This window comes from Kitasatospora purpeofusca (genome assembly GCF_000718025.1).
In the GTDB taxonomy this organism is placed as follows: Bacteria; Actinomycetota; Actinomycetes; order Streptomycetales; family Streptomycetaceae; genus Kitasatospora; species Kitasatospora purpeofusca.
In genome coordinates this window covers 30,964-54,811 of sequence record NZ_JODS01000038.1, presented here as the reverse complement: position 1 = coordinate 54,811, position 23,848 = coordinate 30,964, and the positions used below count along the sequence as shown (strand labels likewise).

Annotated in this window: 22 protein-coding genes and 1 tRNA gene; 8 read left to right on the top strand and 15 right to left on the bottom strand. The window is 72.6% G+C overall.

Annotated features, from left to right (window positions below; translation table 11 throughout):
• Window positions 1-106 precede the first annotated feature (106 nt).
• The 3 genes from IF01_RS0135825 to IF01_RS0135815 form a co-directional block, all read right to left on the bottom strand.
• A complete protein-coding gene (locus tag IF01_RS0135825) occupies window positions 107-892 on the bottom strand; it encodes a VOC family protein (RefSeq protein WP_030397808.1) in 786 nt (261 codons plus the stop codon).
• 186 nt (window positions 893-1,078) lie between these two features.
• On the bottom strand, window positions 1,079-2,905 hold the full coding sequence (locus tag IF01_RS0135820) for an LCP family protein (protein WP_078880598.1): 1,827 nt from the start codon (window positions 2,903-2,905) through the stop codon (window positions 1,079-1,081).
• 307 nt (window positions 2,906-3,212) lie between these two features.
• Window positions 3,213-3,285: transfer RNA gene (locus IF01_RS0135815), tRNA-Lys, on the bottom strand.
• 422 nt (window positions 3,286-3,707) lie between these two features.
• On the opposite strand from IF01_RS0135815, the gene IF01_RS0135810 reads away from it, so the two are divergent.
• The 7 genes from IF01_RS0135810 (at window position 3,708) to IF01_RS0135780 (ending at window position 11,420) form a co-directional block, all read left to right on the top strand.
• On the top strand, window positions 3,708-4,619 hold the full coding sequence (locus IF01_RS0135810) for an aromatic prenyltransferase (RefSeq protein WP_030397806.1): 912 nt from the start codon (window positions 3,708-3,710) through the stop codon (window positions 4,617-4,619).
• A 162-nt stretch (window positions 4,620-4,781) separates the two neighbouring features.
• Window positions 4,782-5,819, top strand: coding sequence for a mevalonate kinase (gene mvk, locus IF01_RS0135805; protein ID WP_078880597.1), 1,038 nt, complete (start codon window positions 4,782-4,784; stop codon window positions 5,817-5,819).
• Window positions 5,809-6,870 (top strand): diphosphomevalonate decarboxylase, encoded by a 1,062-nt coding sequence (mvaD, locus tag IF01_RS0135800; RefSeq protein WP_037782429.1) that lies wholly within the window; start codon window positions 5,809-5,811, stop codon window positions 6,868-6,870. The genes mvk and mvaD overlap by 11 nt, the downstream gene beginning before the upstream one ends.
• Entirely contained in the window at window positions 6,867-8,108 is a 1,242-nt protein-coding gene (locus IF01_RS0135795; RefSeq protein WP_063764386.1) for a phosphomevalonate kinase, read from the top strand. Before mvaD ends, IF01_RS0135795 begins: the two co-directional genes overlap by 4 nt.
• Window positions 8,105-9,187 (top strand): type 2 isopentenyl-diphosphate Delta-isomerase, encoded by a 1,083-nt coding sequence (fni, locus tag IF01_RS0135790; RefSeq protein WP_037782427.1) that lies wholly within the window; start codon window positions 8,105-8,107, stop codon window positions 9,185-9,187. The genes IF01_RS0135795 and fni overlap by 4 nt, the downstream gene beginning before the upstream one ends.
• Window positions 9,184-10,242, top strand: a complete 1,059-nt coding sequence (locus IF01_RS0135785) for a hydroxymethylglutaryl-coenzyme A reductase family protein (protein WP_030397801.1) — start codon at window positions 9,184-9,186, stop codon at window positions 10,240-10,242. Before fni ends, IF01_RS0135785 begins: the two co-directional genes overlap by 4 nt.
• 2 nt (window positions 10,243-10,244) lie before the next feature.
• A complete protein-coding gene (locus tag IF01_RS0135780; RefSeq protein WP_030397800.1) occupies window positions 10,245-11,420 on the top strand; it encodes a hydroxymethylglutaryl-CoA synthase in 1,176 nt (391 codons plus the stop codon).
• Between the two features lie 173 nt (window positions 11,421-11,593).
• Here the strand turns inward: IF01_RS0135780 and IF01_RS48695 are convergent, their stop codons facing one another.
• From IF01_RS48695 to IF01_RS0135720, 12 genes are all read right to left on the bottom strand, one after another.
• Window positions 11,594-11,749, bottom strand: a complete 156-nt coding sequence (locus IF01_RS48695; protein ID WP_157855447.1) for a hypothetical protein — start codon at window positions 11,747-11,749, stop codon at window positions 11,594-11,596.
• Window positions 11,750-11,772: 23 nt separating this feature from the next.
• Window positions 11,773-12,309 carry a hypothetical protein gene (locus IF01_RS0135770; RefSeq protein WP_233290090.1) on the bottom strand — a complete coding sequence of 179 codons (537 nt, stop codon included), beginning with the start codon at window positions 12,307-12,309 and terminating at the stop codon, window positions 11,773-11,775.
• 137 nt (window positions 12,310-12,446) lie between these two features.
• Window positions 12,447-12,929, bottom strand: coding sequence for a PhzA/PhzB family protein (locus IF01_RS0135765; protein WP_030397798.1), 483 nt, complete (start codon window positions 12,927-12,929; stop codon window positions 12,447-12,449).
• A 55-nt stretch (window positions 12,930-12,984) separates the two neighbouring features.
• Window positions 12,985-13,689 (bottom strand): phenazine biosynthesis FMN-dependent oxidase PhzG, encoded by a 705-nt coding sequence (phzG, locus tag IF01_RS0135760; RefSeq protein WP_078880596.1) that lies wholly within the window; start codon window positions 13,687-13,689, stop codon window positions 12,985-12,987.
• Window positions 13,682-14,518 (bottom strand): PhzF family protein, encoded by an 837-nt coding sequence (locus IF01_RS0135755; RefSeq protein WP_030397796.1) that lies wholly within the window; start codon window positions 14,516-14,518, stop codon window positions 13,682-13,684. Before IF01_RS0135755 ends, phzG begins: the two co-directional genes overlap by 8 nt.
• 275 nt (window positions 14,519-14,793) lie before the next feature.
• Entirely contained in the window at window positions 14,794-16,794 is a 2,001-nt protein-coding gene (locus IF01_RS0135750; protein ID WP_078880595.1) for an anthranilate synthase family protein, read from the bottom strand.
• Window positions 16,791-17,414 (bottom strand): isochorismatase family protein, encoded by a 624-nt coding sequence (locus IF01_RS0135745; protein WP_030397794.1) that lies wholly within the window; start codon window positions 17,412-17,414, stop codon window positions 16,791-16,793. Before IF01_RS0135745 ends, IF01_RS0135750 begins: the two co-directional genes overlap by 4 nt.
• 92 nt (window positions 17,415-17,506) lie before the next feature.
• Complete coding sequence (locus IF01_RS0135740; RefSeq protein WP_030397793.1) at window positions 17,507-18,682, bottom strand: 3-deoxy-7-phosphoheptulonate synthase; 1,176 nt, start codon at window positions 18,680-18,682, stop codon at window positions 17,507-17,509.
• Between the two features lie 36 nt (window positions 18,683-18,718).
• Window positions 18,719-19,207: a PhzA/PhzB family protein gene (locus tag IF01_RS0135735; RefSeq protein WP_030397792.1), complete on the bottom strand. Its 489-nt coding sequence runs from the start codon at window positions 19,205-19,207 to the stop codon at window positions 18,719-18,721.
• Between the two features lie 332 nt (window positions 19,208-19,539).
• Entirely contained in the window at window positions 19,540-20,805 is a 1,266-nt protein-coding gene (locus tag IF01_RS0135730) for an NAD(P)/FAD-dependent oxidoreductase (protein ID WP_030397791.1), read from the bottom strand.
• Window positions 20,805-21,128 (bottom strand): 2Fe-2S iron-sulfur cluster-binding protein, encoded by a 324-nt coding sequence (locus IF01_RS0135725; RefSeq protein WP_030397790.1) that lies wholly within the window; start codon window positions 21,126-21,128, stop codon window positions 20,805-20,807. The genes IF01_RS0135730 and IF01_RS0135725 overlap by 1 nt, the downstream gene beginning before the upstream one ends.
• Window positions 21,129-21,377: 249 nt before the next feature.
• A complete protein-coding gene (locus tag IF01_RS0135720) occupies window positions 21,378-22,301 on the bottom strand; it encodes a LysR family transcriptional regulator (RefSeq protein ID WP_030397789.1) in 924 nt (307 codons plus the stop codon).
• A gap of 248 nt (window positions 22,302-22,549) precedes the next feature.
• Here IF01_RS0135720 and IF01_RS0135715 point away from each other — a divergent pair, with 248 nt between their 5' ends.
• Window positions 22,550-23,845 (top strand): cytochrome ubiquinol oxidase subunit I, encoded by a 1,296-nt coding sequence (locus IF01_RS0135715; protein ID WP_030397788.1) that lies wholly within the window; start codon window positions 22,550-22,552, stop codon window positions 23,843-23,845.
• Window positions 23,846-23,848 lie beyond the last annotated feature (3 nt).

Genomic DNA, 23,848 nt, shown 5'->3' with positions numbered 1-23,848 from the left:
GGCGCGTCGCGGGAACGGGCGGCCGGGGCGGCACGGGCGGGACGCCCGTGGCCCGGGAGGCGTCCGGGGCCCAGGAGATGTCCGGGCCCCGGGGGGAGCGTGGGGCTCAGGGTGAGTCCGGGGTGGAGGTGAGCGCGAAGACCGCGCCCTGCGGGTCCCGCACCACCGCCATCCGCCCGGCCTGCATGTCGAACGGCGGCTGGACCACCGAGCCGCCGGCCTTCACCAGGGCGTCCACCGTGGAGTCGGTGTCGTCCACCGAGAAGTAGGTCATCCAGTGCGAGGGGGTGCCCGGCGGCAGGTACTCGGCGACCGGCTGCATGCCGCCCACCGTGTGGTCGCCGACGTTGAGCGAGTAGAAGCCGTCCATGCCCTGGACCGTGGCGGGGCGCAGGCCGAGCGCCTGCTGGTAGAACCGGCCGGCCGCCCCGGTGTCGGTGGTGTTGAGCTCGTTCCAGACCAGCGCTCCGGGCTCGTTGACGACGCCCGCGCCGATGAACTCCAGCTTCTGCCAGACGCCGAAGACCGCACCGGTCGGGTCCGCCGCGACCAGCATCCGGCCGGTGTCGCCCACGTCCATCACCGGGTAGAGGATGGTGCCGCCGGCGCCGGAGATGGCCTGCCCGGCCGCGTCGGCGTCGTCGGCGGCGAGGTAGGTGGTCCAGGAGACCGGGGGCAGCGGCTGCCCCTCCGGGCCGGAGCGGGCCATGATCCCGGCGACCGGCCTGCCGTTGAGCGAGCACACGGCGTAGCCGCCGAACTCGGGCGGGCCGACTTCGCCCTGCCAGCCGAACAGGTCGCGGTAGAAGTCGAGCGCGGCCTGCTGGTCGCTCGCCATCAGGTCCACCCAGCACGGGGTGCCGGGCTTGTACGGTGCGGTGACTACGGGCATTCCTGGGCCTCCAAGCGATGGTCCTCCGCCGGACGGGCCACCGGGCGCAGGCCCGCTCGGGCCGCGCGGCCGGACGGCCGTACACCGCCCACGATCGCCGTGCCTCCGCGATCCCGCCACCGGACGGCGTCCCACCGCCTCCCGCCGCCGCCTCCGGCCCCGCCGCGGGGCCGGGGCCGGGGCGGGTCAGCCGCCGGAGCCGTAGGTGGTGTTGTCGCAGATGTTGTCGTCCGCCGAGCGGGCGTCGGCGACGATGCTGCTGGGCAGCGGCTGCGGCACGGCGGGGGCGGACGGGCCCGTCGCCGGGGCGCTGCCGGAGGCACCCGGGGTGGTGGCGCCGTTGGCCGCCGCGAAGTCCTGGCCGACGATCACGGTGATCCCGGCCGAGGTGCTGGGCTCGACCACCGCGCCGGGGAACACCGCGGCGACCTTCTCCGCGTTCGCCTTCTGCCCGGAGCCGTACTGGACCATCGTGGTCGTGTACTTGAGGTTGTCGGCCCGGCCGACGGCGGTGGCGGTGAACTTGGCCGCCTTCAGCTGCTCGGCCGCCTTGCCGGCCATGCCGGTGGCGCTGGTGCCGGTGTAGACCGACACCTTGATGTTCTTGGTGTCGGCGAGCGGGGAGCCGGCCGCGGCGGCGTGGGCCGCGGCCGCCGGGGTGGTCGCGGTGGTCGCCGCCACGGCCGGCGGGGCGGTCGGGGACGGGGCCTCCGCCGGCTGTTCGCCGGTGGCGTTCTGGCCGTCGATGGTCTGGTCGGCCTTGAGGGTGGCCCAGAGCTTCTTGGCGTCCGCGTCGACGATGTCGATGTTCTTGTCCACGGTGCGGTAGCGCCAGGGCAGGGTGACGAACTTGAGGTCGTGCAGGTCGATGTTGCGCAGCGAGAGGCCGAAGGACATCAGCTTGTCGGCGCTGTCGAGCCCCGGGTCCACGGTGAGCGAGCTGGTGGCGGCGTTGGCGAGCGGCAGCAGGGTGGTCGGGTTGAGCCCCTGCTTCTTGATCTTGGCCGCCAGCGAGCTGATGAAGGCCTGCTGGCGCTTCATCCGGCCGATGTCGGAGCCGTCGCCGATGCCGTGCCGCAGCCGCACGTAGTCGAGCGCCTGCTGACCCTCCACCTTCTGCGGACCCTTCTTCAGGACCACGGCGCCCTTGGCGGGCAGCTTGTCGTTGAGGTCCTTCTCGTGGATGTCCTCGGGCAGGCAGATGTCCACGCCGTCGACCGCCTTGGTCATCGCCGCGAAGCCCTGGAAGTCCACCACCATGGTGTGGTCGACCCGGATCCCGGTGAGCTTCTCCACGGTGTTCTGGGTGCAGGCGGGGTTGCCCTCGTCGGTGCCGCCGACGGAGAAGGCCGCGTTGAACAGGTCGCTGTTCGAACCCTTGGTCCACTTGCCGTTGGGCAGCTTGCAGGACGGTATCGCCACCATCGCGTTGCGCGGTATCGAGATGCCCACGGCGTGCTTGTGGTCGGCGTAGACGTGCAGCAGGATCGTGGTGTCCGAGCGGGCGCCACCGTCCTCGCCGCCGCCGAGGTCGGAGTTGTTCTTGCCCCGGCTGTCGGAGCCGATCAGCAGCAGGTTGACGGGCTTGTTGCCGTCCGCGTCGGCCTGCGCCTCCGGCGGGCGGTCCTTGGCTATCGCGTCCGCGTCGAAGGACTTGATGTTGCCGTTGAGTTGGTAGTAGATCAGCCCGCCGGCACCCGCCAGCAGCACCAGCACGCCGGCGGCGGACCAGGCGACGATCTTCTTGACGTCCCGCTTCGGCTTGCGGGCGGCGGCCCTGGCCGCGGCCCGTCCGCCGCCACCGGCCGCGGCCGCACCGGCCTGGGCCGGACCCGCCTTGGCCGGCCCCGGCTTGCCCTGGGCGGCCCGTCGGGCCTCGGCGCGGCCGCCGGGCCTGGGCCCGGGCACCGGGGCACCGGGTGCCCCGGACGCACCGCCGCCGGCACCGTCGGCCGTGAGCGCACCGGGCGCGTCGTCACCGCGAGCCGGACCCTCGCCCCACTGACCTGACATGCCTGAACCTTTCACCGGCGGACGCTGCGCCCTCTACGGCCGGACGCACTGCACACAGAGAGACGGTCGAGACCGCTCCCGGGTTGCACGTACGACGGTCGCAATAACCGACGAACACCCCCGGCTGCGCCGTCCGCGGCCCTCCGTGCGGGTCCGATGTCCCCCAACGGACCCGGCTTGGATCATACAAACCGATCGTCAGAACGCATCGTTCGCATGCTCTGCGTCACCGGCCGCGCCCCGTTCGGCGCCGGTGGAACGACGAAGGCCCGGGTCGGAGGTCTCCGGCCCGGGCCTTTCGCGTCGGTGGGGCGCCAGGGGCTCGAACCCTGAACCTACGGATTAAAAGTCCGCTGCTCTACCCATTGAGCTAGCACCCCGACACCGGGGACATCATGCCAGACCGGGCCGTCCCGTGCCGCCGAATACCACCCCGCGTCCGGGGCCCCGGGGCCGGGCGGGGGGAGCGTGACCCAGGTCACTTTCCGGGGGCCTTGGCCGGCGGGCGGGGCGCGTGTCACTATTTCTGCACGCCCACCCTGCCCAAAACCCGTTCCGGGGGCGGGTGTTGAGTGCCAGAACCGCCGGTCCGCGCAGGTCGGACCAGGTCTTCGGTCGGCACGGCAGTGATTCCCCTCGGTTCGTCCGTCACCCGCGTGTGCCTCGGCGTACGCACCCGCCCGGTGTCCGGTGCGGGTGTCCGGCCCGCGGCTGACGGCTGTGCGACGTCGCGGCGTGCACGACCCCCGCGACGAACCCCCCAGATCCACGCAGACGCCACGATTGGACAGGTGGAAGAAGAATGTCGGAAAGCGCCTTCCTGGAGAACTTCTACGCGGCCGTCGAGGGAACCGCCCGTGTGGTGGACGTGCCCTTCGAGCGCGAGACGGTGTGGCCGATCCTGACCGCCTACCAGGACGTGCTGCCGGAGTCGGTGATCTCCTTCCGGGTGCAGAACAGCCCACTCGGTGCCGATGACCTCGACTGCCGGTTCACCATGCTCCCCCGGGGCCTCGACCCCTACGCCGTCGCGCTGGCGAACGGCCTGGCCGAGAAGACCGACCACCCGGTCGGCAAGCTGCTGGCCGAGGTCCACGGCGAGCTCCCGATCGACAGCTGCGGCGTCGACTTCGGTGTCCGGGCCGGGTTCACCAAGACCTGGTCCTTCCCCACCATCGAGCGGCTGCTGACGGTCCGCGAGGTCGCCGCGCTGCCGTCGGCACCGGAGGGCATCACCGCCAACCTGGAGCTGTTCGACCGCTACGGCCTGTCGGACATCGTCAGCACCGTCGGCATCGACTACGGCAGCCGGACCGTCAACCTCTACTTCGGCGGCGGGGCCTCCGGCCGGGTGCCGCGGGAGACCTTCGCGCCCGAGGGCGTCCGCTCGCTGCTCGCCGAACTGGGCCTGCCGGCCCCGAGCGAGGAGCTGCTGACCTTCAACGAGAAGGCGTTCGTCATGTACGCCACGCTGAGCTGGGACTCCCCGAAGATCTCGCGGATCACCTACTCGGTCATGACGCCCGAGCCGCTGGCACTGCCGGTGACCGTCGCCCCGCAGATCGTCCGGCTGGTCCAGGACGCCCCGTACAGCACCGAGGGCCGCAACTTCGTCTACGGCGTGACGGTCACACCCAAGGGCGAGTACCACAAGATCCAGTCGTACTACCAGTGGCGCCGACCGGTCGAGAAGATGCTCGTCGCCGAGTCGTAACCCGTCGCGGAGTCGCAACCCGCGGCACCCGCGGCACCCGCACCACCTGCGGCACCAGCACCACCCCGGGCCTGCCGGGGACCCGAACAGGGTCCCCGGCGGGCCCTTTTCCGTCCCGCCACCGGATTCCTTCCTTCCGAGAACTCTGGATGAGCGATCTCCATGCAGAAACGAAACGGGGAGCTGAGTTCGTTGTCCCTACCCGCCGCACCCGAGGGGTTGTCGGAGAACCGCGGCGCCCGGCCGGTCGGCACCGGCCGGGCCCGGGCCAAGGCGATCGTGCTGGGTGAGCACGCGGTCGTCTACGGAGCCCCGGCGCTCGCCCTCCCGCTCCCGCAGCTGGGCGTCACCGCCACCGCCGGGTACTCCGCGCAGTCCCCGGCCGACCCGGACGACTTCTCCCTCACCATGACCGGCTCCGAGTCCCGGCCCAAGCCCGCCCAGGCCTCCGACGGACTGCACCGGCTGACCGCCGAGTTCCGGGCCGCCATGGGCGTGCCCGACAGCCTGCACCTCGATGTGATCATCGACTGCGCGATCCCGGTCGGCCGCGGCCTCGGCTCCAGCGCCGCCTGCGCGCGGGCCGTGGTGCACGCGCTGGCCGACCTGTTCGAGCGCGAGGTCACCCCGCAGCTGGCGTTCGACCTGGTGCAGACCGCCGAGAACGTGGCGCACGGCCGGGCCAGCGGCGTCGACGCGATGGCCGTCGGCGCGACCGCGCCGCTGCTGTTCCGGGCCGGTCGGGCGGAGGAGCTGCCGATCGGCTGCGACGGCCTGTTCATCGTCGCCGACAGCGGCGTGGCGGGCCGGACCAAGGACGCCGTCGAGCTGCTCCGCGAGGGCTTCCGGCAGCGGCCGGGCACCCAGGAGGCCTTCCTGCGCCGGGCCTCCGAGCTGACCGGGACCGCCCGGACGGCACTCGCCGAGGGCCGGCCCGAGCAGCTCGGCGCCCAGCTCACCGACTACCACGAGCTGCTCCGCGCGGGCGGCCTGAGCACCGACCGGATCGACGGGATGGTCTCGGCCGCGCTGGCCGCCGGCGGCCTCGGGGCCAAGATCACCGGCGGCGGCATGGGCGGCTGCGTGATCGCCCTGGCCGCCGAGGAGTCGGCCGCGGAGGTCACCCGCGCGCTGCTCGCCGCCGGCGCCGTCCAGACCTGGTCCGTACCGCTGAGGGAGTACCCCGGCCATGGCCGCTGAGCAGCCGACCGCCACCACCCGCCCGCGTCCCGCCCCCGGCAGCGCCGCCGGGGACGCCACCGCGGTCGCCCATCCGAACATCGCGCTGGTCAAGTACTGGGGCAAGCGGGACGAGCAGCTCGTCCTGCCCTGGACCGACAGCCTCTCGATGACGCTGGACGTGTTCCCGACCACCACCCGGGTCCGGCTCGACCCCGGGGCCGGCGAGGACACCGTGACGCTGGACGGCGCCCCCCTGGAGGGCGAGCCGCGCCGCCGGGTGACCGCCTTCCTCGACCTGGTCAGGGAGCGCGCCGGAAGCCCGCTGCGGGCCGTCGTGGACACCCGCAACACCGTCCCCACCGGCGCCGGACTGGCCTCCTCCGCGAGCGGCTTCGCCGCGCTGGCGACCGCCGCCGACGCCGCGTACGGACTCGGCCTGGACGCCACCGGACTGTCCCGGCTGGCCCGGCGCGGCTCCGGCTCGGCCTCGCGCTCCGTCTTCGGCGGCTTCGCGATCTGGCACGCCGGGCAGCCGGACCGCGGCGGCGACCCCGACCTCGGCTCCTACGCCGAGCCCGTCCCGGTGCCGGTGGCCGCGCTGGACCCGGCGCTGGTGGTCGCGGTGGTCGACGCCGGGCCGAAGGCGGTGTCCAGCCGCGAGGCCATGCGGCGCACCGTCGCCACCTCGCCGCTGTACCGGCCGTGGGCCGCCTCCAGCCAGGCCGACCTGGCCGAGATGCGGGAGGCGCTGCGGCGGGCCGACCTGGACGCGGTGGGCGAGGTCGCCGAGCGGAACGCGCTCGGGATGCACGCCACCATGCTGGCGGCCCGTCCGGCGGTGCGCTACCTGTCCGCGGCCACCCTGACCGTGCTGGACGCGGTGCTGGAGCTGCGCCGCGCCGGGGTGTCGGCCTGGGCGACCATGGACGCCGGACCCAACGTCAAGGTGCTCTGCCGGCGGTCCGAGGCGGACCGGGTGGCCGGGGTGGTCCGCGAGGCCGTCCGCGGCGGTTCGGTGCACATCGCCGGCCCCGGACCTGCCGCCCGGCTGCGGGACGCGGACGCGTGACCACCGGCCGCCCGCCGGTGGTCCGGCGCGCGCCGGGCAAGCTGTTCGTCGCGGGCGAGTACGCGGTGGTGGAGCCGGGCAACCCGGCGATCCTGGTGGCGGTCGACCGCCGGGTCACCGCGACCGTCACCGAGCCCTCCGGGGACGGGACGCTGGTCTCCTCCGACCTGCTCGCGGCGCCGGTGCGCTGGCTCCGCCGGGGCGACCGGCTCGACCCGGTCGGGGTCGAGGACGCCGACCGGGCCCGCCGGGAGCTGGCCCATGTGCTCGCCGCGCTCCGGACCGTCACCCGGCTGCTGGCCGAACACGGCCGTCCGGCACCGGAGCTGGACATCGCCATCAGCAGCGAACTGCACCGGGACGGGGTCAAGTTCGGCCTCGGGTCCAGCGGTGCGGTGACCGTGGCGACCGTCGCGGCCGTGGCCGCCCACTGCGGTCTGGCGCTGTCGGCCGAGGAGCGGTACCGGCTGGCGCTGCTGGCCTCGGCCGAACTCGACCCCAAGGGCTCCGGCGGCGACCTGGCCGCCAGCACCTGGGGCGGCTGGATCGCCTACCGGTCGCCCGACCGGGCCGCCGTGCTCGACCTGGTCCGCCGGCGTGGCGTGGCCGGGGCGCTGGCGGAGCCCTGGCCGGGCTTCGAGGTGCGCCGGCTGCCGCCGCCCGCGGGGGTGGCGCTGGAGGTCGGCTGGACCGGCACCCCCGCCTCCACCACGGAGCTGGTGTCCGGGCTGCACCGCCGGGCCTGGCGCGGCACCCCGCCGCACCGCCGGTTCGTGGCCGCCAGCGCCGACCTGGTGCGGGCCGCCGCCGACGCGATCGAACACGGCGACCGGGCCGCGCTGCTGGACGGCGTCCGGCGCGCCCGCCGGGAGCTGGCCCGGCTCGACGAGGAGGCCGGGCTCGGCGTCTTCACGCCCGCCCTGACGGCGCTGTGCGACGCCGCCGAGGCCGTCGGCGGCGCGGCCAAGCCCTCCGGCGCGGGGGGCGGTGACTGCGGCATCGCCCTGCTGGAGCTGCCGGACACCCGCGCCCGCCCCGACACCCCGGACGTCGCCGACGCCGCCGACGCCCCCGACGCCGCGGACACCCGGACCGCCCCGGGCACCGCGCCGTCCAGCAACTCCCGGGCCGGGGCCACCGCCGCCCCGCCGGACATCGACCACCTACGCGAACGGTGGACCGCGGCCGGGGTGCGACCCCTGGACCTGCGACCCGCCACCGAAGGGAACGAGGAATGATCTCTCAACGCAAGGACGACCACGTCCGGCTCGCGGTCGAGCAGCAGCACGGCCACGTCGGACGCAACCAGTTCGACGAGGTGACGTTCGTCCACCACGCCCTGGCCGGGATCGACCGTCCGGACGTGTCGCTGGCCACGGAGTTCGCCGGCTTCTCCTGGCCGGTCCCGCTGTACATCAACGCCATGACCGGCGGCAGCGAGATGACCGGCAGAATCAACCGCGACCTCGCGATCGCCGCCCGGGAGACCGGGGTGCCGATCGCCTCCGGCTCGATGAGCGCCTACTTCAAGGACGAGTCCTGCGCCGGCACCTTCAGCGTGCTGCGCGAGGAGAACCCCGACGGCTTCGTCCTGGCCAACGTCAACGCCACCGCCTCGGTCGACAAGGCGCGCCGCGCCGTCGACCTGCTGAAGGCCGACGCGCTGCAGATCCACATCAACACCGTCCAGGAGACGGTGATGCCGGAGGGCGACCGCTCCTTCTCCGCCTGGGTGCCGCAGATCGGCCGGATCGTGGAGGGCGTGGGTGTCCCGGTCATCGTCAAGGAGGTCGGTTTCGGCCTCAGCGGGGACACCGTCCGGGTCCTGCGCGACCTGGGCGTCCGGGTGGCCGACCTCGGCGGCCGGGGCGGCACCGACTTCGCCCGGATCGAGAACGGCCGGCGCGACCTGCGCGACTACACCTTCCTGGAGGGCTGGGGCCTCTCCACGGCCGCCTGTCTGCTGGACAGCCGGGACGTGGGCCTGCCGGTGCTGGCCTCCGGCGGTGTGCGCCACCCGCTGGACGTGGCCCGCGCCCTGGCGCTCGGCGCCCACGGCGTCGGGGCGTCCGGCACCTTCCTGCGCACCCTGATGGACGAGGGCGTGGAGGCGCTGGTCACCCAGCTGTCCAGCTGGCTGGACCAGTTGGCGGCGCTGATGACCATGCTCGGCGCGGCCACCCCGGCCGCGCTGACCGGCCGGGACCTGCTGATCCAGGGCACCCTGCGCGAGTTCTGCGCCGACCGCGGCATCGACACCGCGCAGTTCGCCCGGCGCTCCGCCGCCGCGCCCACCACCACCGGAGGCATCCGATGACCGAGGACCACGCCATCGCCGGCGTCCCGATGCGCTGGGTGGGTCCGGTGCGCATCTCGGGCAACGTCACCACCACCGAGACCCATGTCCCGCTGGCCACCTACGAGTCGCCGCTGTGGCCCTCGGTGGGCCGGGGCGCCAAGGTCTCGATGCTCGCCGAGCAGGGCATCGTCGCCACCCTGGTGGACGAGCGGATGACCCGCTCGGTGCTGGTCGAGGCGACCGACGCGGGGACGGCGCTGGCCGCCGCCCGGAGCATCCGGGACCGCTTCGCGGAGCTGCAGGAGGTGGTGCGCGGCTGCAGCCGGTTCGCCGAACTCGTCGGCGTCCGGCACGAGATCAACGCCAACCTGCTGTTCGTCCGGTTCGAGTTCACCACCGGCGACGCCTCCGGGCACAACATGGCCACCCTCGCCTCCGACGTGCTGCTGCAGCACCTGCTGCAGACCGTCCCCGGCATCTCCTACGGATCGATCTCGGGCAACTACTGCACCGACAAGAAGGCCACCGCGGTCAACGGCATCCTCGGCCGGGGCAAGAACGTGGTGACCGAGCTGCTGGTGCCGCGCGAGGTCGTCACCGGGGTGCTGCACACCACCGCGGCGAAGATCGTCCAGCTGAACATCCGCAAGAACATGCTCGGCACCCTGCTCGCCGGCGGCATCCGCTCGGCGAACGCCCACTTCGCGAACATGCTGCTCGGCTTCTACCTGGCCACCGGCCAGGACGCGGCCAACATCGTCGAGGGCTCGCAGGGCGTCGTGATGGCCGAGGACCGCGACGGCGACCTGTACTTCGCCTGCACCCTGCCGAACCTGATCGTCGGCACGGTCGGCAACGGCAAGGGGCTCGCCTTCGTGGAGACCAACCTGGCCCGGCTGGGCTGCCGGGCCGACCGCGAGCCCGGCGAGAACGCCCGCCGGCTCGCCGTGATCGCGGCGGCGACCGTGCTCTGCGGCGAGCTGTCGCTGCTCGCGGCGCAGACCAACCCGGGCGAGCTGATGCGCGCCCACGTCCACCTGGAACGCGGCAACACGGAGAAGGTCGGAGTATAGGTATGTCCAACGGGGCCACTGTCGGAATCCACGATCTGTCGTTCGCGACCACCGAGTTCGTGCTGCCGCACACCGCGCTCGCGGAGTACAACGGCACCCCGGTCGGCAAGTACCACACGGGCATCGGCCAGCGGTCGATGAGCGTGCCGGCCGCCGACGAGGACATCGTCACCCTGGGCGCGACGGCCGCCGCGCCGATCGTCGCCCGGCACGGCACGGACGGGATCCGGACCCTGGTGTTCGCCACCGAGTCCTCGATCGACCAGGCGAAGGCCGCCGGCGTGTACGTGCACTCGCTGCTCGGCCTGCCGTCGGCGACCCGGGTGGTCGAGCTCAAGCAGGCCTGCTACGGGGCCACCGCCGCCCTGCAGTTCGCCCTCGGCCTGATCCACCGCGACCCCACCCAGAAGGTCCTGGTGGTGGCGAGCGACGTCTCCAAGTACGAGCTGGACAGCCCCGGCGAGGCGACCCAGGGCGCGGCCGCCGTGGCGATGCTGGTCACCGCCGACCCGGCGCTGGTGCGGATCGAGGACCCCTCGGGCCTGTTCACCGCGGACGTGATGGACTTCTGGCGGCCGAACTACCGCGACGCGGCGCTGGTCGACGGCCAGGAGTCCATCGGTGCCTACCTCCAGGCGGTGCAGGGCACCTGGAAGGACTACTCCGAGCAGGGCGGCCGGCCGCTGGAGGACTTCGGCGCCTTCTGCTACCACCAGCCGTTCACGAGGATGGCCTACAAGGCGCACCGGCACCTGCTGAACTCCGCCGGGCGCGACACCGACGAGGCCGCCGTCGAGCGGGCCCTCGGGCGCACCACCGGGTACAACGCGGTGATCGGCAACAGCTACACCGCGTCGGTGTACCTGGGCCTGGCCGCGCTGCTCGACGGGGCGGAGGACCTCGACGGGCAGGCGGTGGGCTTCCTCAGCTACGGCTCGGGCAGCGTCGCGGAGTTCTTCGCCGGGACGGTGGTGCCCGGCTACCGGGAGCACCTGCGGACGGAGGCGCACCGGGAGGCGGTCGAGCGGCGGCAGCCGATCGGCTACGACCGCTACCGCGAGCTGCACGAGTGGGGCTTCCCGACCGACGGCGGCGACCACCCGACCCCGGCCGGGACCACCGGGCCGTTCCGGCTGGCGGGCATCGGCGGGCACAAGCGGATCTACGAGAAGCGCTGACAAGCGAAGGGGCCGGGGCTCTCCTGCTCGGAGAGCCCCGGCCCCTTCGCCGGCGCACCGGCCGCCGTGGCGGCCGGTACCGGAGCTCCCGCGGATCCGTTGACGGGCGGTGTTCCCGCCCGCCCGGCAATGGATCCGCGGGGTTGTCGCACCGGGTCGGCACCCGCGGCCGGTCAGGACCGGCGGCGCAGGGCGATCTCGGTGAGTTCCTGGATGTCGAACTCCGAGCGGCCCGGTGTGCCGTAGCGGGTGATCTTGCCGCGGCTGACCCACTTGCGGATGGTCGCCTCCGAGACGCCCGCGGCGAGCGCGGCCACGTTCGTCGGCACGAGCCGGTGTCTGGGCGGCCGGCTCAGACGGCCGCCGTTCGCGGTTGGTCCAAGAGGTGCCGTAGCGTGAGCCATTCGCGTATCCCCCATGAATGTCCGGACGAGCAGCCGACGCTGGTCCGTCCCCCGTTGTGGTGCTGCGGTGAGGCGTCGATCGTCCCGGGGCAGCCGTCCACCACGCAGGCCCGGGTGGGCACCGCGCGGTCGCCGGCCTCGGGGTCGATCGCGTTGAGCAGTTCGAGCCGCAGGTCCTCGATCTCGTCGGCGAAGTCGGCGGCCGGCGGCTGTGCGGTGAGCCAGTCCAGGTGGCGGTCGAGGAACCGGGTCAGGTGCGGCACCGAGCGGATCACCGCGGTGGTGCCGAGCCGCTCGGCGGCGAACCGCGACCAGGACTCCAGGATCGCCACGATGTTGTTGCGGGCGTCGATCGCGGACAGGTTCAGCCGGTCCCGGCGACGGCTCCCGGAGACCCGGGTCGGGTTGCGCCGCCGGGGCTCGGTCTGGATGTGGTGCAGGCACTCCTGGTGCAGCTCCGGGAGGGCCCGCAGGGTGTGTTCCAACTGCCTGATGCACGGGCCGCAGAGGACGGACCCCGCGGCCGCGGGGACCTCCCGTCCGTGGTTCCTGGGACACGAGTGGAACTCCATCGAATCTCCTTCGCGCGCGCGTCCGGCACCCGGACTCCCTGCCCGACGGGTCAGTCGGTGGGAATCCAGTCCCGCCTGATGTGCGGGGTCTCGATGCCGAGCGACTTCATGTGCTCGATCGGGTTGGTGTACTCGCGGCTGGCGGCGATGAGGCCGTCCCGGAGCGTGAATCCGTGGATGAAGTGGTTGCGGTAGTGGCCCTCCGGATAGCCGGGGAAGCGGATGGTGCCCTCGCCGTCGCACTCGACCATGACCTGGCCCGGGTCCTGGGTCTCGTACACGTGGACGTCGAACCACCGCCAGTCGGGCAGGACTTCGAGCGAGAGCTCGTTGTGCCGCTTGAGCTTCTCCCGGCCGGTGACGACGATCGGGCGGCCGATGTCGGTGTAGAAGAGCGCGGCGGTGCCGTCCTCGGTGTAGAGGGTGTAGCGGCGCAGCCGGGCCTCCGGGCCGGTCTCCAGGTACTGCTCGACGGCCCGGCGGTTGCGGGCGCGCAGGTCGTGGTGGTCGGTGAAGATCTGTGGCGAGGTCATGACATCTCCTCGGGAGGTAGGGCCGGTCGGGGTGCGCGGCGGGCCGTGCGGGGGGTCAGGGCTGGAGCCGGCTGATCCCCCAGCCGTCGGCGGTGCGGTCGTAGCGCAGCCGCTCGTGCAGCCGGTCGGTGCCGTCGGCCCAGAACTCCAGGGCGTCGGGGACGAGTTCGAAGGCCACGTAGGACTCGGGGCGCGGCAGCGGCTGCCGCGGCCGGCCCAGCTCCAGCGCCTTCGCCCGCAGCTCCTCGAAGTGCTCGAGGTCCTCCACCGGCCGGCTCTGCCGGGACACCGTGGTCATCGGGTGGGTGAACACCGCCCTGGCCGCCCACAGCTCCTCCGCCGTGGCGTCGGGCAGCTGGCGCACCGGCCCGGCCAGCACGATCTGCTGGCTGGTCTCGCGCCAGTACAGGACGCCGGACGCCCACGGGTTCTCCGCCAGCTCCCGGCCCTTCTGGCTGTCGGCGTGGGTGGCGAAGACGATCCCGGTCTCGGTGATCCGGTTGATCACCAGGATCCGGGACGAGCTGCGGCCCCGGGCGTCGGCGGTGGCCAGCGCGAGCGCGCGGGGCTCCCGCACGCCGTGCTCGGCCGCGGCCGCCAGCCAGGAGTTCAGCAGGCCCATCGGCTCGGCCGGCGGGGTGCGGAACTCCGGGAAGTCGAGCGCGACGGTGCCGGTCAGCGACTCGGACCGCTTCCGCTCGGCCGGCGCGGGCTGTACCGGCCGTACCGGCTGGTCGGACTGGTCGGACTGGTCAGACATGCAGCACTCCTTCGATGGTGACGACACCGTGGCCCGAGACCTCGACGCTGTCGACGCGGTCGCCCTCGCCGTGCACCAGCGCGCCCATCGGCGAGGGGCGGCCGATCTCGACGCCCTGGGTGATCTCGATGCGGCGCCCGTAGGCGCCCAGGCCGTGCCGGGCCAGGTGGATGGCGATGGGACCGGCGGCGGAGCCGGTCGCGGCGTCCTCCACGACCCCGTACGCGGGCGAGAACATGCGGTTGCGCCAGGTGGTCCCGGAGCCGGCGATGCAGTTGGTCGCCATGTCCGGGAAGCGGGCCAGCGCGCGGTGGTCCGGGTCCACCTTGGACAGCGCCTCGACGCTCTCGAAGCCGACCAGGACGTGCCGGGGGCCGTTGCGGTAGATCTCGACCGGCAGCGTCGAGGAGGTGACGCCGAGCGCCCACAGCAGCTCCTCGGCCCGCTCGAACGGCTCCCAGACCGGCACCGGCTGGCGCATGCTGGTGGCGACGGTCCGGCCGTCCACCCGCTCCAGGTCGAACGGGATGACGCCCATCGCGGTCTCGATCCGCAGCGTGTCGGCCTCGGTGTGCCCGCCCAGCGCGATCGCCGTACCGAGCAACGGGTGCCCCGCGAAGGGGAGTTCGTTCACCGGGGTGAAGATCCGGACATGGTGGTCCGCGCCCTGCTTGGGGGTGAGGACGAAGGTGGTCTCGGAGAGGTTCATCTCCCGGGCGATGCGCTGCATCTGCTCACCGGACAGGTCGTCGGCCCCGAAGAAGACCGCCACCGGATTGCCGGTGAGGGGCCGGCGCGCGAACGCGTCGACGACGACGTACTTGTGCATGGGTCCTCCCGCTCTCGTTCTCGTCATGGGGACTGCGGGCCGCGGCTCGGCGGCGGGGGTGTGCCGCACCCCGGCGCCGGGCACGCGGGTGCGGCCCGGCCGGAGCACGCGGGTGCGCCTCGTTCGGACGGCGCGGTGCGCCGGGCCGCGCGCCGGATCGCGACGCGGCCGCGGGCGGGCAGGGGGAGCCGGACCGGCACTCACGGGGGAGAGCGCCGGTCCGGCGGTCCCGGGGCGGCCCGGCCGCCCGGCGTCGGTGCCGGGCGGCGGGCGGCTCAGGCGGGGTCGGGGACCCGCGCCGGACCGAGCAGTCCTGACAGGGCGGTGGCCACGATCCGCGGCCCCTCCCTGGTGAGGACGGACTCGGGGTGGAACTGGAGCGAGGCGAAGCCGGGACCGCGCAGCGCGTGGACCTCTCCGCTCTCCGGGTCCCGGCTCACCAGGACCCGGCCCACGCCCTCGGCGGCGAACTCCTCCGCCTCGGCGACCAGGGCGAAGGTGTTGTAGAACCCGACCCGCTCGGCGCCGCCGAACAGGTCGATCTCCTTCTGCACACCCTGGTTGGGCACCGCGCGGCGGCGGATCGGCAGCCCGAGCCGCAGCCCGAGCAGCTGGTGGCTGAGGCACACCGCGAGGAACGGCCGGCGCTCGGCCAGCAGGGTGTCGAGCGCCGCCCGCAGATGGCGCATCTTGGGATGCGCGGCCTCCTGCGGATCACCCGGCCCCGGCCCCATCACGACCAGGTCGTGACCCTCGAAGGCGTACTCCTCGTCGAACCGGCGGACCGTGACCCGCAGGCCCAGGGAGCGCAGCTCCTGGTCGATCATCGAGGTGAAGGTGTCCTCCGCGTCGATCACCAGCACGCTGCGCCCGGCCAGTTCGGGCCGGGCGGAGGCCCGGGACGCGGTCTCGGCGAGCCAGAAGTCGGCGATGGAGTCGTTGCGCGACTCCAGCGCCCTGAGCACGCTCGGGTGGCCGGCGAAACGCTGCTGCTGCCCGCCGTCGAGCGCGGCGACCAGCCCGGCCGCCTTGGCCCGCGTCTCGGCCGCCTCCGACGCCGGGTCGGAGTGCCGCACGATGGTGGAGCCGACGGCGATGCCGATCCGCCCCTGTGCGGAGATGTCCGCGGTGCGGATCAGGATCGCGGTGTCCATGACCCGCTCCCCCGCCGAGTCCCGGCCGATCAGCGCGGCCACCCCGCTGTAGTAGCCGCGGCCGCCCGGCTCGTACCGGTGGATGATCCGACAGGCGCTCTCCACCGGGCTGCCCGTCACGGTGGGCGCGAACATCGTCTCGCGCAGGATGTCGCGCACATCGCGATCGGTCCGGCCCTCGATCAGGTACTCGGTGTGCGCGAGCCGGGCCATCTCCTTGAGGTAGGGACCCACCGCCCGGCCGCCGTCCGGACAGATCCGGGCCATCATCTTGAGTTCCTCGTCGAGCACCATGTAGAGCTCGTCGGTCTCCTTGCGGTCCGCCAGGAACTCCAGCACGCCGGCGAGGGTCGGCCCGGACGGCGGGTAGCGGTAGGTGCCGCTGATCGGGTTCATCACCGCGGTGCCGTCGCGGAGGCTGACGTGCCGCTCCGGCGAGGCGCCGACCAGGGTCCGTTCCCCGGTGTGCACCAGGAAGGTCCAGTAGGCGCCGCTCTCGTGCTCCAGCAGCCGGCGGAACAGCGCAGGCGCGCTCAGCGGCCCGAAGTCGGTGATGTCGGCGACGAAGGTGCGCTTGATGACGAAGTTGGCGCCCTCGCCGGTGCCGATCATCTCCTTGACGATGCGGCCCACGACCTCGCCGTAGGCCTCGTCGTCGACGTCGAAGGCACCGCCGGCCAGCGGGGTCGCCACGTCCGGGATCCGGGCCAGCGCCCGCTCCAGCGGCAGCCGCTGCTGGCCGGTGACGGTCATCGCCACCAGCGGGGTCCCGTCGTCGGCGGCCTCGAAGCCGCGCTCGGCGAGCTGCCGGTAGGGGACCACCACGAGCACCTCGTGCCGGTCCCCGACCACGGGTGCCGCGGCGGCGGCCTCCTCGGCGCCGGGCAGCGGGATGCCGGCCAGCGTGGCGGGCAGCGCGACCGAGCCGGTCAGCACCTCCACCACCGGACCGGTGTCCCCGGCCGCACCGGGCCGGTGCAGCAGCGCGAAGGCCTCCGGCCGGCCCGCCAGCACCTCGGCGAGCAGGTCGGGCCCCAGGTCGGGGCCGTTGTCGGGGCGGTTGTCGGGGCCGAGGTCGGAACCGCTGTCGGGCCCGGGGGTCCCGGGCAGGTCGCGGGTCATCCGAACAGCCCCTTGACGGTGGTGACCAGGGCGCACCGCTCGGCGGCGTACTTCAGCGCGGACCGGTGGTACTCGGCGGAGAAGTCCGCCGTGGCGTCGGCGACGAAGAACACCTGGATGTCGTTGGTGAAGGCCTCGATCGCGGTGGCCAGCACGCCGACATGGGCGTAGACGCCGCACAGCACCAGCTGGTCGCGGCGGGTGTCGCGCATCCGCTCCAGCAGGTCGGTCCGGAAGAAGGCGCTGTAGCGCCACTTGGTGAGCAGCCAGTCCTGCGGGGCCGGCGCCAGCGCGTCGACCACCTGGCGGTCCTCCGGGGCGGGGCGCATGCCGGGCCCCCAGAAGTCCTTGAGGAGGCCGCGCTGCTCGTCGGTCATGCCGCCCGGCTGGGCGGTGTAGGCGACCGGGACGCCCAGGGCGGCACAGCGGTCGCGCAAGAGCGCCGTGTTGCCGACGAGTTCGTTCCTGGTGCGCTCGGGGATGGACTCCAGGAAGTACCGCTGCATGTCGTGGACGAGGAGGACCGCGCGGTCCGCCTCGGCGGTCCAGGACACGGTGGCCGGCGGGAGCTCGCCCTCGGCCGGTAAGGGGTACGACTGAATGGGGGGTATGCCGGTCATGGCTCCGGTTCTTTGCTTGATGCGCGGGCGGGTGTGGGGCGCGCAGAGCGGTGCGGAGGATGTGGCGCGGTGACGGCCGACCGATCGGACGATCAGACGGTCCAGGCCGACACCACGGCGACGGCCTGGGCCGGGTTGAGCCGGGGGTCGCAGCACGAGGTGTACCGGTCGCCGACGGAGCCGAGGTCGGCCTCGGTCGAGGCGCACTCGGTCACGTCGTCCGGGGTGGTCTCCAGGTGCAGCCCGCCGGCCACGCCGCCCGCGCCGCGCACGGCCTCGACGAACCGCGACACCTCCAGGGACACCGTCTCCACCAGGCGCGTCTTGTACCCGCCGGGCGCCGTGACGGTGTTGCCGTGCACCGGGTCGCTGAGCCAGACCACGGGGTGGCCCGCGCCGCGGACCGCGTCGACGAGCTTCGGCAGCCGGTCGGCCACGTTCTCGGCGCCCATCCGCGCGATGAGCGTGAGCCGGCCCGGATCGCGCCACGGGTCGAGCTTCTCGCACAGCGCGAGCAGTTCGTCGGGCTCCATCCCGGGGCCGACCTTGCACGCGACCGGATTGGCCACCTGCGACAGCAGCGCGACGTGGGCGCCCTCGACCTGCCGGGTCCGCTCGCCGATCCACGGCCAGTGGGTGGAGCCGAGGAACAGCCGGCCCTTGTCGTCGACGCGCAGCATCGGCGTCTCGTAGTCGAGCAGCAGGGCCTCGTGGCTGGTCCACACGAGGGGTTCGACCACGTCGCGGCCGGCCGCGCGGTCGCGCCAGCCGAGGTGCTCGACGATGTCACCGGCCGCCATGTAGCCGGTGAGGATGCGCAGCGGATCGGGCCGGCGGATCTCCGGGTCCGGCTCCGGTCCATTCACCATGTGCCCGCGGAAAACCGGAAGTTCGACCCCGTCGATGACTTCGGTGGGCTTGGAACGGGGCTTGGCGAACTGCCCCGCGATACGGCCCGCGCGCAGGACCGGCTTTCCGGTCCGCAGACCGAGGGTCCCCGCGAGCAGATCGAGCAGCGCGGACTTCCGCGCCACATGTTGACGTGTGCACTCCTGCGGATCTTCGGCGCAGTCCCCGGACTGCAGCACGAGCGCTTCTCCGAGCGCGACTTTTCCCAGCAGGGTTCGCAAGGTCGCAAGGTCGTCCGGCTGGACCAGGGCGGGGCGAGAGGCCAGTGCCTCGCCCACCCGATTGACCTGGGGTAGGTCGCTCCATTCGGGTTGTTGCAACGCCCCGCGGATACGAATCTCCCGTATAACGTCTTCCACGACGTACTCCGATCCGGCGGTCTATTTATTGATTTCTCAGGTGGGTATACCGGTCCGCTTGATCTCGGGGACCGGAATGCCCAGGGCACGCAGCTGCTGGAACGGATTCATGAACTCCCGCTGCAGCGTTATCCGCCCGTTCTCCAGTTCGAACGAGTGGATGAAGTGGTTCTCGTACCAGCCTTCGGGATAGTCACCGAAGACGATCTTCCCGCGGCCGTCGCACTCGACCCAGAAGCGGTTCGGGTCCTGGGTCTCGAAGATCTCGACGTTGTACCACTCCCAGTCCGGGAAGCACTTGAGCGACCAGACGGCGTGCTCGCCGAGGCGGTCCCGGCCGTGCGTGGCCACCGGGGAACCGGTGTCGGTGGTCCACAGGCCGCCCACGCCGTCCTCGGTGAAGAGCTCGTGCCGGCTCAGCCGGTCCTGGCCGAGGGTCTTCATGTACCGCTCGACGACGGCCCGGTTGAGGCGGCGCAGCTCGGCCTCGTCGGTGAATCCCTGCGGGCTGACGGATTCAGGCACGGTGGTATCCCCTGTTTGTTATTCGGACGAGTGAATGAGCAAGCAAGCGATCTTGTTTGAATCCTGCCTCACCGGCAGATGTTTCCGCAACAGCGGCTTATGAACTAACTGTGAAGGTTCGGACCCGGCGGGCCCGCCCCGGGCATGGCCGAAAACCGTCCGGGGATAAAAAAACGGTTGTTCTTCGGCCGCACTTTTGAAAGCAGTGGGGCCAATGTTTTCGGAATCCTTTGTTCCGTTGCCGGGCGCCCGCGCCGCGGTGCGGCGGCGCGGGCGCGACAGAGGCGCAGGCCGGGCCCGGCCCGGCGAGTATCGGCCAACCGGACGTCCGGTCAGCCCACGGGCACGGCGGGCTCCCCCCGGTGGCTCGCGAGGTGCTCCCGGAGCGTGAAGCCGGGGGCGGCGGCCTCGGCCGGGTTCAGCGGAATCCCCCGGTCCAGCAGCTGCCGGGACGCCAGGTGGTCGGTGGGCCGGTTGACCGACTCCACCGCCTGCAGCTCGCCGCCGCGGAACAGCAGCACCGAGAACGCGTCCGGGTCCTCGCCGAGCACCACCTCGGTGTCGTGGCCCTCGTCCAGGCCGGCGATCTGCACGGTCGTCGCGAACTGGTCGCTCCAGAACCACGGCAGCTCGCGGTAGCCCCGGCTCTCGCCGGTCAGCCGCGCGGCGACCAGCTCGGCGTGCCCCACCGCGTTCTGCACGGACTCCAGCCGCAGCCGGTTGCCCGAGCGCACCTGCGGGAACGCCGCGCAGTCGCCGATCGCCGAGATGTGCGGATCGCTGGTCAGCAGACGGGCGTCGACGACGATGCCGCCGCTCACCCGCAGCCCGGCCGCGGCCGCGAGACCGGTGCGCGGGATCACCCCGATCCCCGCCAGCACCAGGTCGGCCGGCAGCCGGGCGCCGTCGGCCAGCTCCACCGCCGCGACCGCGCCCCGCTCGTCGCCGTGCAGGGCCGCGACCCCCTGGCCGAAGACCAGCCGGGAGCCCTCCCGCCGGTGCAGCCGGGTGAAGTGCTCGGCCGTGCGGGCCGAGACCACCCTGGCCAGCGGGCGGTCGAGGGCCTCGACCACCGTCACCTCGCAGCCCGCCCGGCGGGCCGCCGCGGCGAACTCCAGGCCGATGAACCCGGCCCCGACCACCACCGCGTGCCGGGCCGCACCGAGCGAGGTGCGCAGGGCGGCGGCGTCCTGCGCGGTGCGCAGGGTGTGCACGCCGCGCAGCCCGGCCCCCGGCACGCCGAGCGTGCGCGGGGTGGCCCCGGTGGCCAGCACCAGGTGGCCGTACTCGTACTCCGAGCCGTCGGCCAGCCGGACCGTGCGGGCGGCCGGGTCGACCGCCGTCACCGACCCGGCGACCAGTTCGATCGACTGCCGCGCGTAGTAGCCGACCGGCCGCAGCCAGAGCTGTGCCTCGTCCGCCTCCCCCTTGAGGTAGGCCTTGGACAGGGGCGGTTTTTCGTAGGGGAGTTCGTCCTCGGCGTCGATGAGGACGAGCCGTCCGCGGTAGCCGTGCTCACGCAGCGAGGCCGCCGTCTGGTAGCCGCCCTGGCCGGCGCCGACGATGACGACCGAGTCGGGGTGGGCTCCCTCGGCCATCACTTCTGCCGCTCGGGCAGGTGCACGATCAGGCCGTCCAGCGCCTCGGTCACCGTGAGCTGGCAGCTGAGGCGGCTGTTGGGACGGCGCGGGCAGGCGGTGAAGTCCAGCATCTCGTTCTCGTTCGGCTGGATCGGCTCCGGCTTGTCGAGCGTCGACTCGTCGACGTAGACGTGGCAGGTGGCGCACTGCAGATTCCCGCCGCACTGGGCGACGATGCCGTCGATGTCGTTGAAGACGGCCCCGCGCATGACGCTGGTGCCGGCCTGGACGTCGATCGTGCGCTCGGCCGCGTCCACGGCGACATACGTGATCTTGGGCATGACGGAACTCCTCGATGGCGCCCGGGCGCGCGCACAGGGGCACGCCGACACATGGCACCGGTCAAGTGGGTGAATGGAGGAAGGACGGCGCCGCCGGTGGTTGCCGCAGGAACGTCGATCCTGCCAACCCGCCATCTCATACCGGCCATTCGGACACGCGAAGCCCTCGGCCAGGACACGGCAGCGCTTTTGAGCGTAGCAAAGGAGTCCGGGGCACGCCAGGATCGATCTTCGGGGCGCCGGCGCGGCTCAGACCGACTCCCGGCCGAGCCTCGGATCCGGCCGACGGTGCGTCATGAGCGGCCTGCTGACCGTGAATTCGCGGAACCGGCGGGCCGCCTCGGACTGGTAGGCGTCCCGGTTCCAGACCAGGGTGAGCACCCGGTAGCAGTTCGGCGCGGCCACGTGCACCCAGGCCACCGGGACGTGCGAGTCGGTGCCCGCCAGCCGGGACATCGCCGGGATCAGGCCGATGCCCAGCCCGGTGCTGATCATGTCCTGGCTGGCCCCCGGCTCGTCGCCCTCGCAGGACAGCCTCGGGGTGAGCCCCTCGGTGGCGAACAGCCGCTCCAGCAGGGCGCGTTGCCAGTTGCCCCGACGGGTGGTGACGAACGGCTCGTCGGCGATCTCGGCGATCGTCACGCTCTCCCGGCCGTCCAGCCAGTGCCCGCGCGGGACGGCCAGCAGCACCTCCTCCCGCAGCAGTTCGACCGAGTCCAGGTTGGCGGCGGTCAGCGGCTGCGAGGCGACGCAGAAGTCCACCTCGCCGGCCCGCAGTTGCCGGTCCATCTCCTCCACGTTCGACTGGAAGAGCCGCACCTCGGCGCCCGGGAAGGCGGCCCGGAAGCTGCCCATCAGATGGGCGACGGTCAGCAGGGTCTCGGAGGCGACACCGACCCGGCCGAGCCCGGTCTCCCTGGCCTCGCGCAGCGCCCGGCGCCCGTCGTCCAGCTCGCTCAGCGCCCGGTCGACGTGGCGCAGGAACACCACGCCGTACTGGTTGAGCCGGATCCGCCGGCCCTGCCGGTCGAAGAGCGGCGAACCCAGCTCGGCCTCCAGCCGGGCGATGGTGCGGCTGAGCGAGGGCTGGGCGACGTTCAGCTCCTCGGCGGCCCGGCTGATGTGCTCGAAACGGGCGACGGCCTGGAAGTAGCGGAGTTGCAGCAAATCCACGGTTCACCTCTGCTCATGTCCGGAGGGTTATGCATACATAGCAAAACCGGTCTTGGAAGGCATAAGCAATCCTCGCCTAACGTCAGCGGCGGGGTTCGTCGCGCAGGTGGCGGGCAGCGATGCCCGCCACCTGCACACGCGAGCGAGGAACCCTCCCCTTCTCGGCGTCCGCTCCCCGCGTCCGCTTCCCCGACACCCTCATCCGTCCGCCGACCCGGAGGCCAACCGCCCCCCAGGAAGGTCGCATCATGAGCGCTGCGGATCTGGCCCGACTCCAGTTCGCGGCCACCACCAGCGTGCACTGGCTGTTCGTCATCCTCACCATGGGGCTGGTCCCCATCGTGGCGATCATGCACACCCGGGCCGCGTACACCCGCGACCTCGCCAAACGCGCGGTCCGGGAGCGCATGACTCGCTTCTGGGGCCAGCTCTACGTCATCAACTACGCGGTCGGCATCGTGACCGGCCTCGTCATGGAGTTCCAGTTCGGACTCAGCTGGAGCGGACTGAGCAAGTTCGCGGGCAATGTCTTCGGCGCACCGCTGGCCCTGGAGACCCTGATCGCCTTCTTCGCCGAGTCCACCTTCCTCGGCATGTGGATCTTCGGCTGGGGCCGGATGCGGCGCGGCATCCATGTCGTGCTGATCTGGCTGGTCGCGCTGACCGCCTACCTCTCGGCGTTCTGGATCCTGGTCGCCAACGGCTTCCTCCAGCACCCGGTGGGCTACGAGGTCCGCGACGGCGTCGCCTACCTGACCGACTTCTGGGCCCTGGTCACCAACGCCAACGCCCAGGTGGCGCTCGCCCACATCGCGCTCGCCGCGCTCACCACCGGCGGCATCTTCGTGGCCGGCATCAGCGCCTGGCACTTCGCCAAGGGCACCAGGGAGACCGAGCTCTTCCGGAGTTCGCTGCGCCTGGGCGTCTGGGTGAGCATGCTCTCCTCCTTCTTCGTCATCATCGTGGGCAACCTCCAGGTCCCGGTCATCGAGAAGACCCAGCCGATCAAGGCCGCGATCCTGAACGGCACCGACCTCGCCGCGGCGCAGGCCCAGGAGGTCGCCGCGCACGGTCCCGGGGACTACCTGCCCTGGACGTCCTGGGTGAAGAACTCGATGGACCTGATGACCATCCTCGGCAACACGGTCTCGACCATCACCTTCATCGCCGTCTTCCTGCTGCTGAAGGACCTGCTGGTGCGCAAGCGCTGGCTCGCCTACCTGATGACCGCGATCATTCCGCTGCCCTTCATCGCCTCCGTCGGCGGCTGGATGGTGCGCGAGATCGGCCGCCAACCGTGGCTCGTCTACGGCCAGTTGACCGTCGACGACGCCGTCTCGAACGTGAGCAAGGGCTCCCTGGTGGTGTCCTGCGCGGTGTTCATCGCCATCTTCCTCGCCCTCGCGGTGACCAACTGGACGCTGATCACCCGCTTCGCCCGCCGCGGCCCGGACGGCGCCCAGCTCGGCGCCGGCGACCCGCTCCCGGACGACCTGCCCGGTGCGGGCGGCGCCGACGAGAAGCAGCGGGTCCCGGCCTTCTGAGCG

What these genes read in the sequence shown, in the direction of transcription:
- IF01_RS0135765 (WP_030397798.1), bottom strand. Translation starts at nt 12,929, where the DNA reads ATGACCTCGCCACAGATCTTCACCGACCACCACGACCTGCGCGCCCGC.
- fni (WP_037782427.1), top strand. Translation starts at nt 8,105, where the DNA reads ATGATCTCTCAACGCAAGGACGACCACGTCCGGCTCGCGGTCGAGCAG.
- IF01_RS0135755 (WP_030397796.1), bottom strand. Translation starts at nt 14,518, where the DNA reads ATGCACAAGTACGTCGTCGTCGACGCGTTCGCGCGCCGGCCCCTCACC.
- IF01_RS0135715 (WP_030397788.1), top strand. Translation starts at nt 22,550, where the DNA reads ATGAGCGCTGCGGATCTGGCCCGACTCCAGTTCGCGGCCACCACCAGC.
- IF01_RS0135750 (WP_078880595.1), bottom strand. Translation starts at nt 16,794, where the DNA reads ATGACCCGCGACCTGCCCGGGACCCCCGGGCCCGACAGCGGTTCCGAC.
- IF01_RS0135745 (WP_030397794.1), bottom strand. Translation starts at nt 17,414, where the DNA reads ATGACCGGCATACCCCCCATTCAGTCGTACCCCTTACCGGCCGAGGGC.
- IF01_RS0135810 (WP_030397806.1), top strand. Translation starts at nt 3,708, where the DNA reads ATGTCGGAAAGCGCCTTCCTGGAGAACTTCTACGCGGCCGTCGAGGGA.
- IF01_RS0135730 (WP_030397791.1), bottom strand. Translation starts at nt 20,805, where the DNA reads ATGGCCGAGGGAGCCCACCCCGACTCGGTCGTCATCGTCGGCGCCGGC.
- IF01_RS0135785 (WP_030397801.1), top strand. Translation starts at nt 9,184, where the DNA reads ATGACCGAGGACCACGCCATCGCCGGCGTCCCGATGCGCTGGGTGGGT.
- IF01_RS0135780 (WP_030397800.1), top strand. Translation starts at nt 10,245, where the DNA reads ATGTCCAACGGGGCCACTGTCGGAATCCACGATCTGTCGTTCGCGACC.
- IF01_RS0135820 (WP_078880598.1), bottom strand. Translation starts at nt 2,905, where the DNA reads ATGTCAGGTCAGTGGGGCGAGGGTCCGGCTCGCGGTGACGACGCGCCC.
- mvaD (WP_037782429.1), top strand. Translation starts at nt 5,809, where the DNA reads ATGGCCGCTGAGCAGCCGACCGCCACCACCCGCCCGCGTCCCGCCCCC.
- IF01_RS0135825 (WP_030397808.1), bottom strand. Translation starts at nt 892, where the DNA reads ATGCCCGTAGTCACCGCACCGTACAAGCCCGGCACCCCGTGCTGGGTG.
- mvk (WP_078880597.1), top strand. Translation starts at nt 4,782, where the DNA reads ATGCAGAAACGAAACGGGGAGCTGAGTTCGTTGTCCCTACCCGCCGCA.
- phzG (WP_078880596.1), bottom strand. Translation starts at nt 13,689, where the DNA reads ATGTCTGACCAGTCCGACCAGTCCGACCAGCCGGTACGGCCGGTACAG.
- IF01_RS0135725 (WP_030397790.1), bottom strand. Translation starts at nt 21,128, where the DNA reads ATGCCCAAGATCACGTATGTCGCCGTGGACGCGGCCGAGCGCACGATC.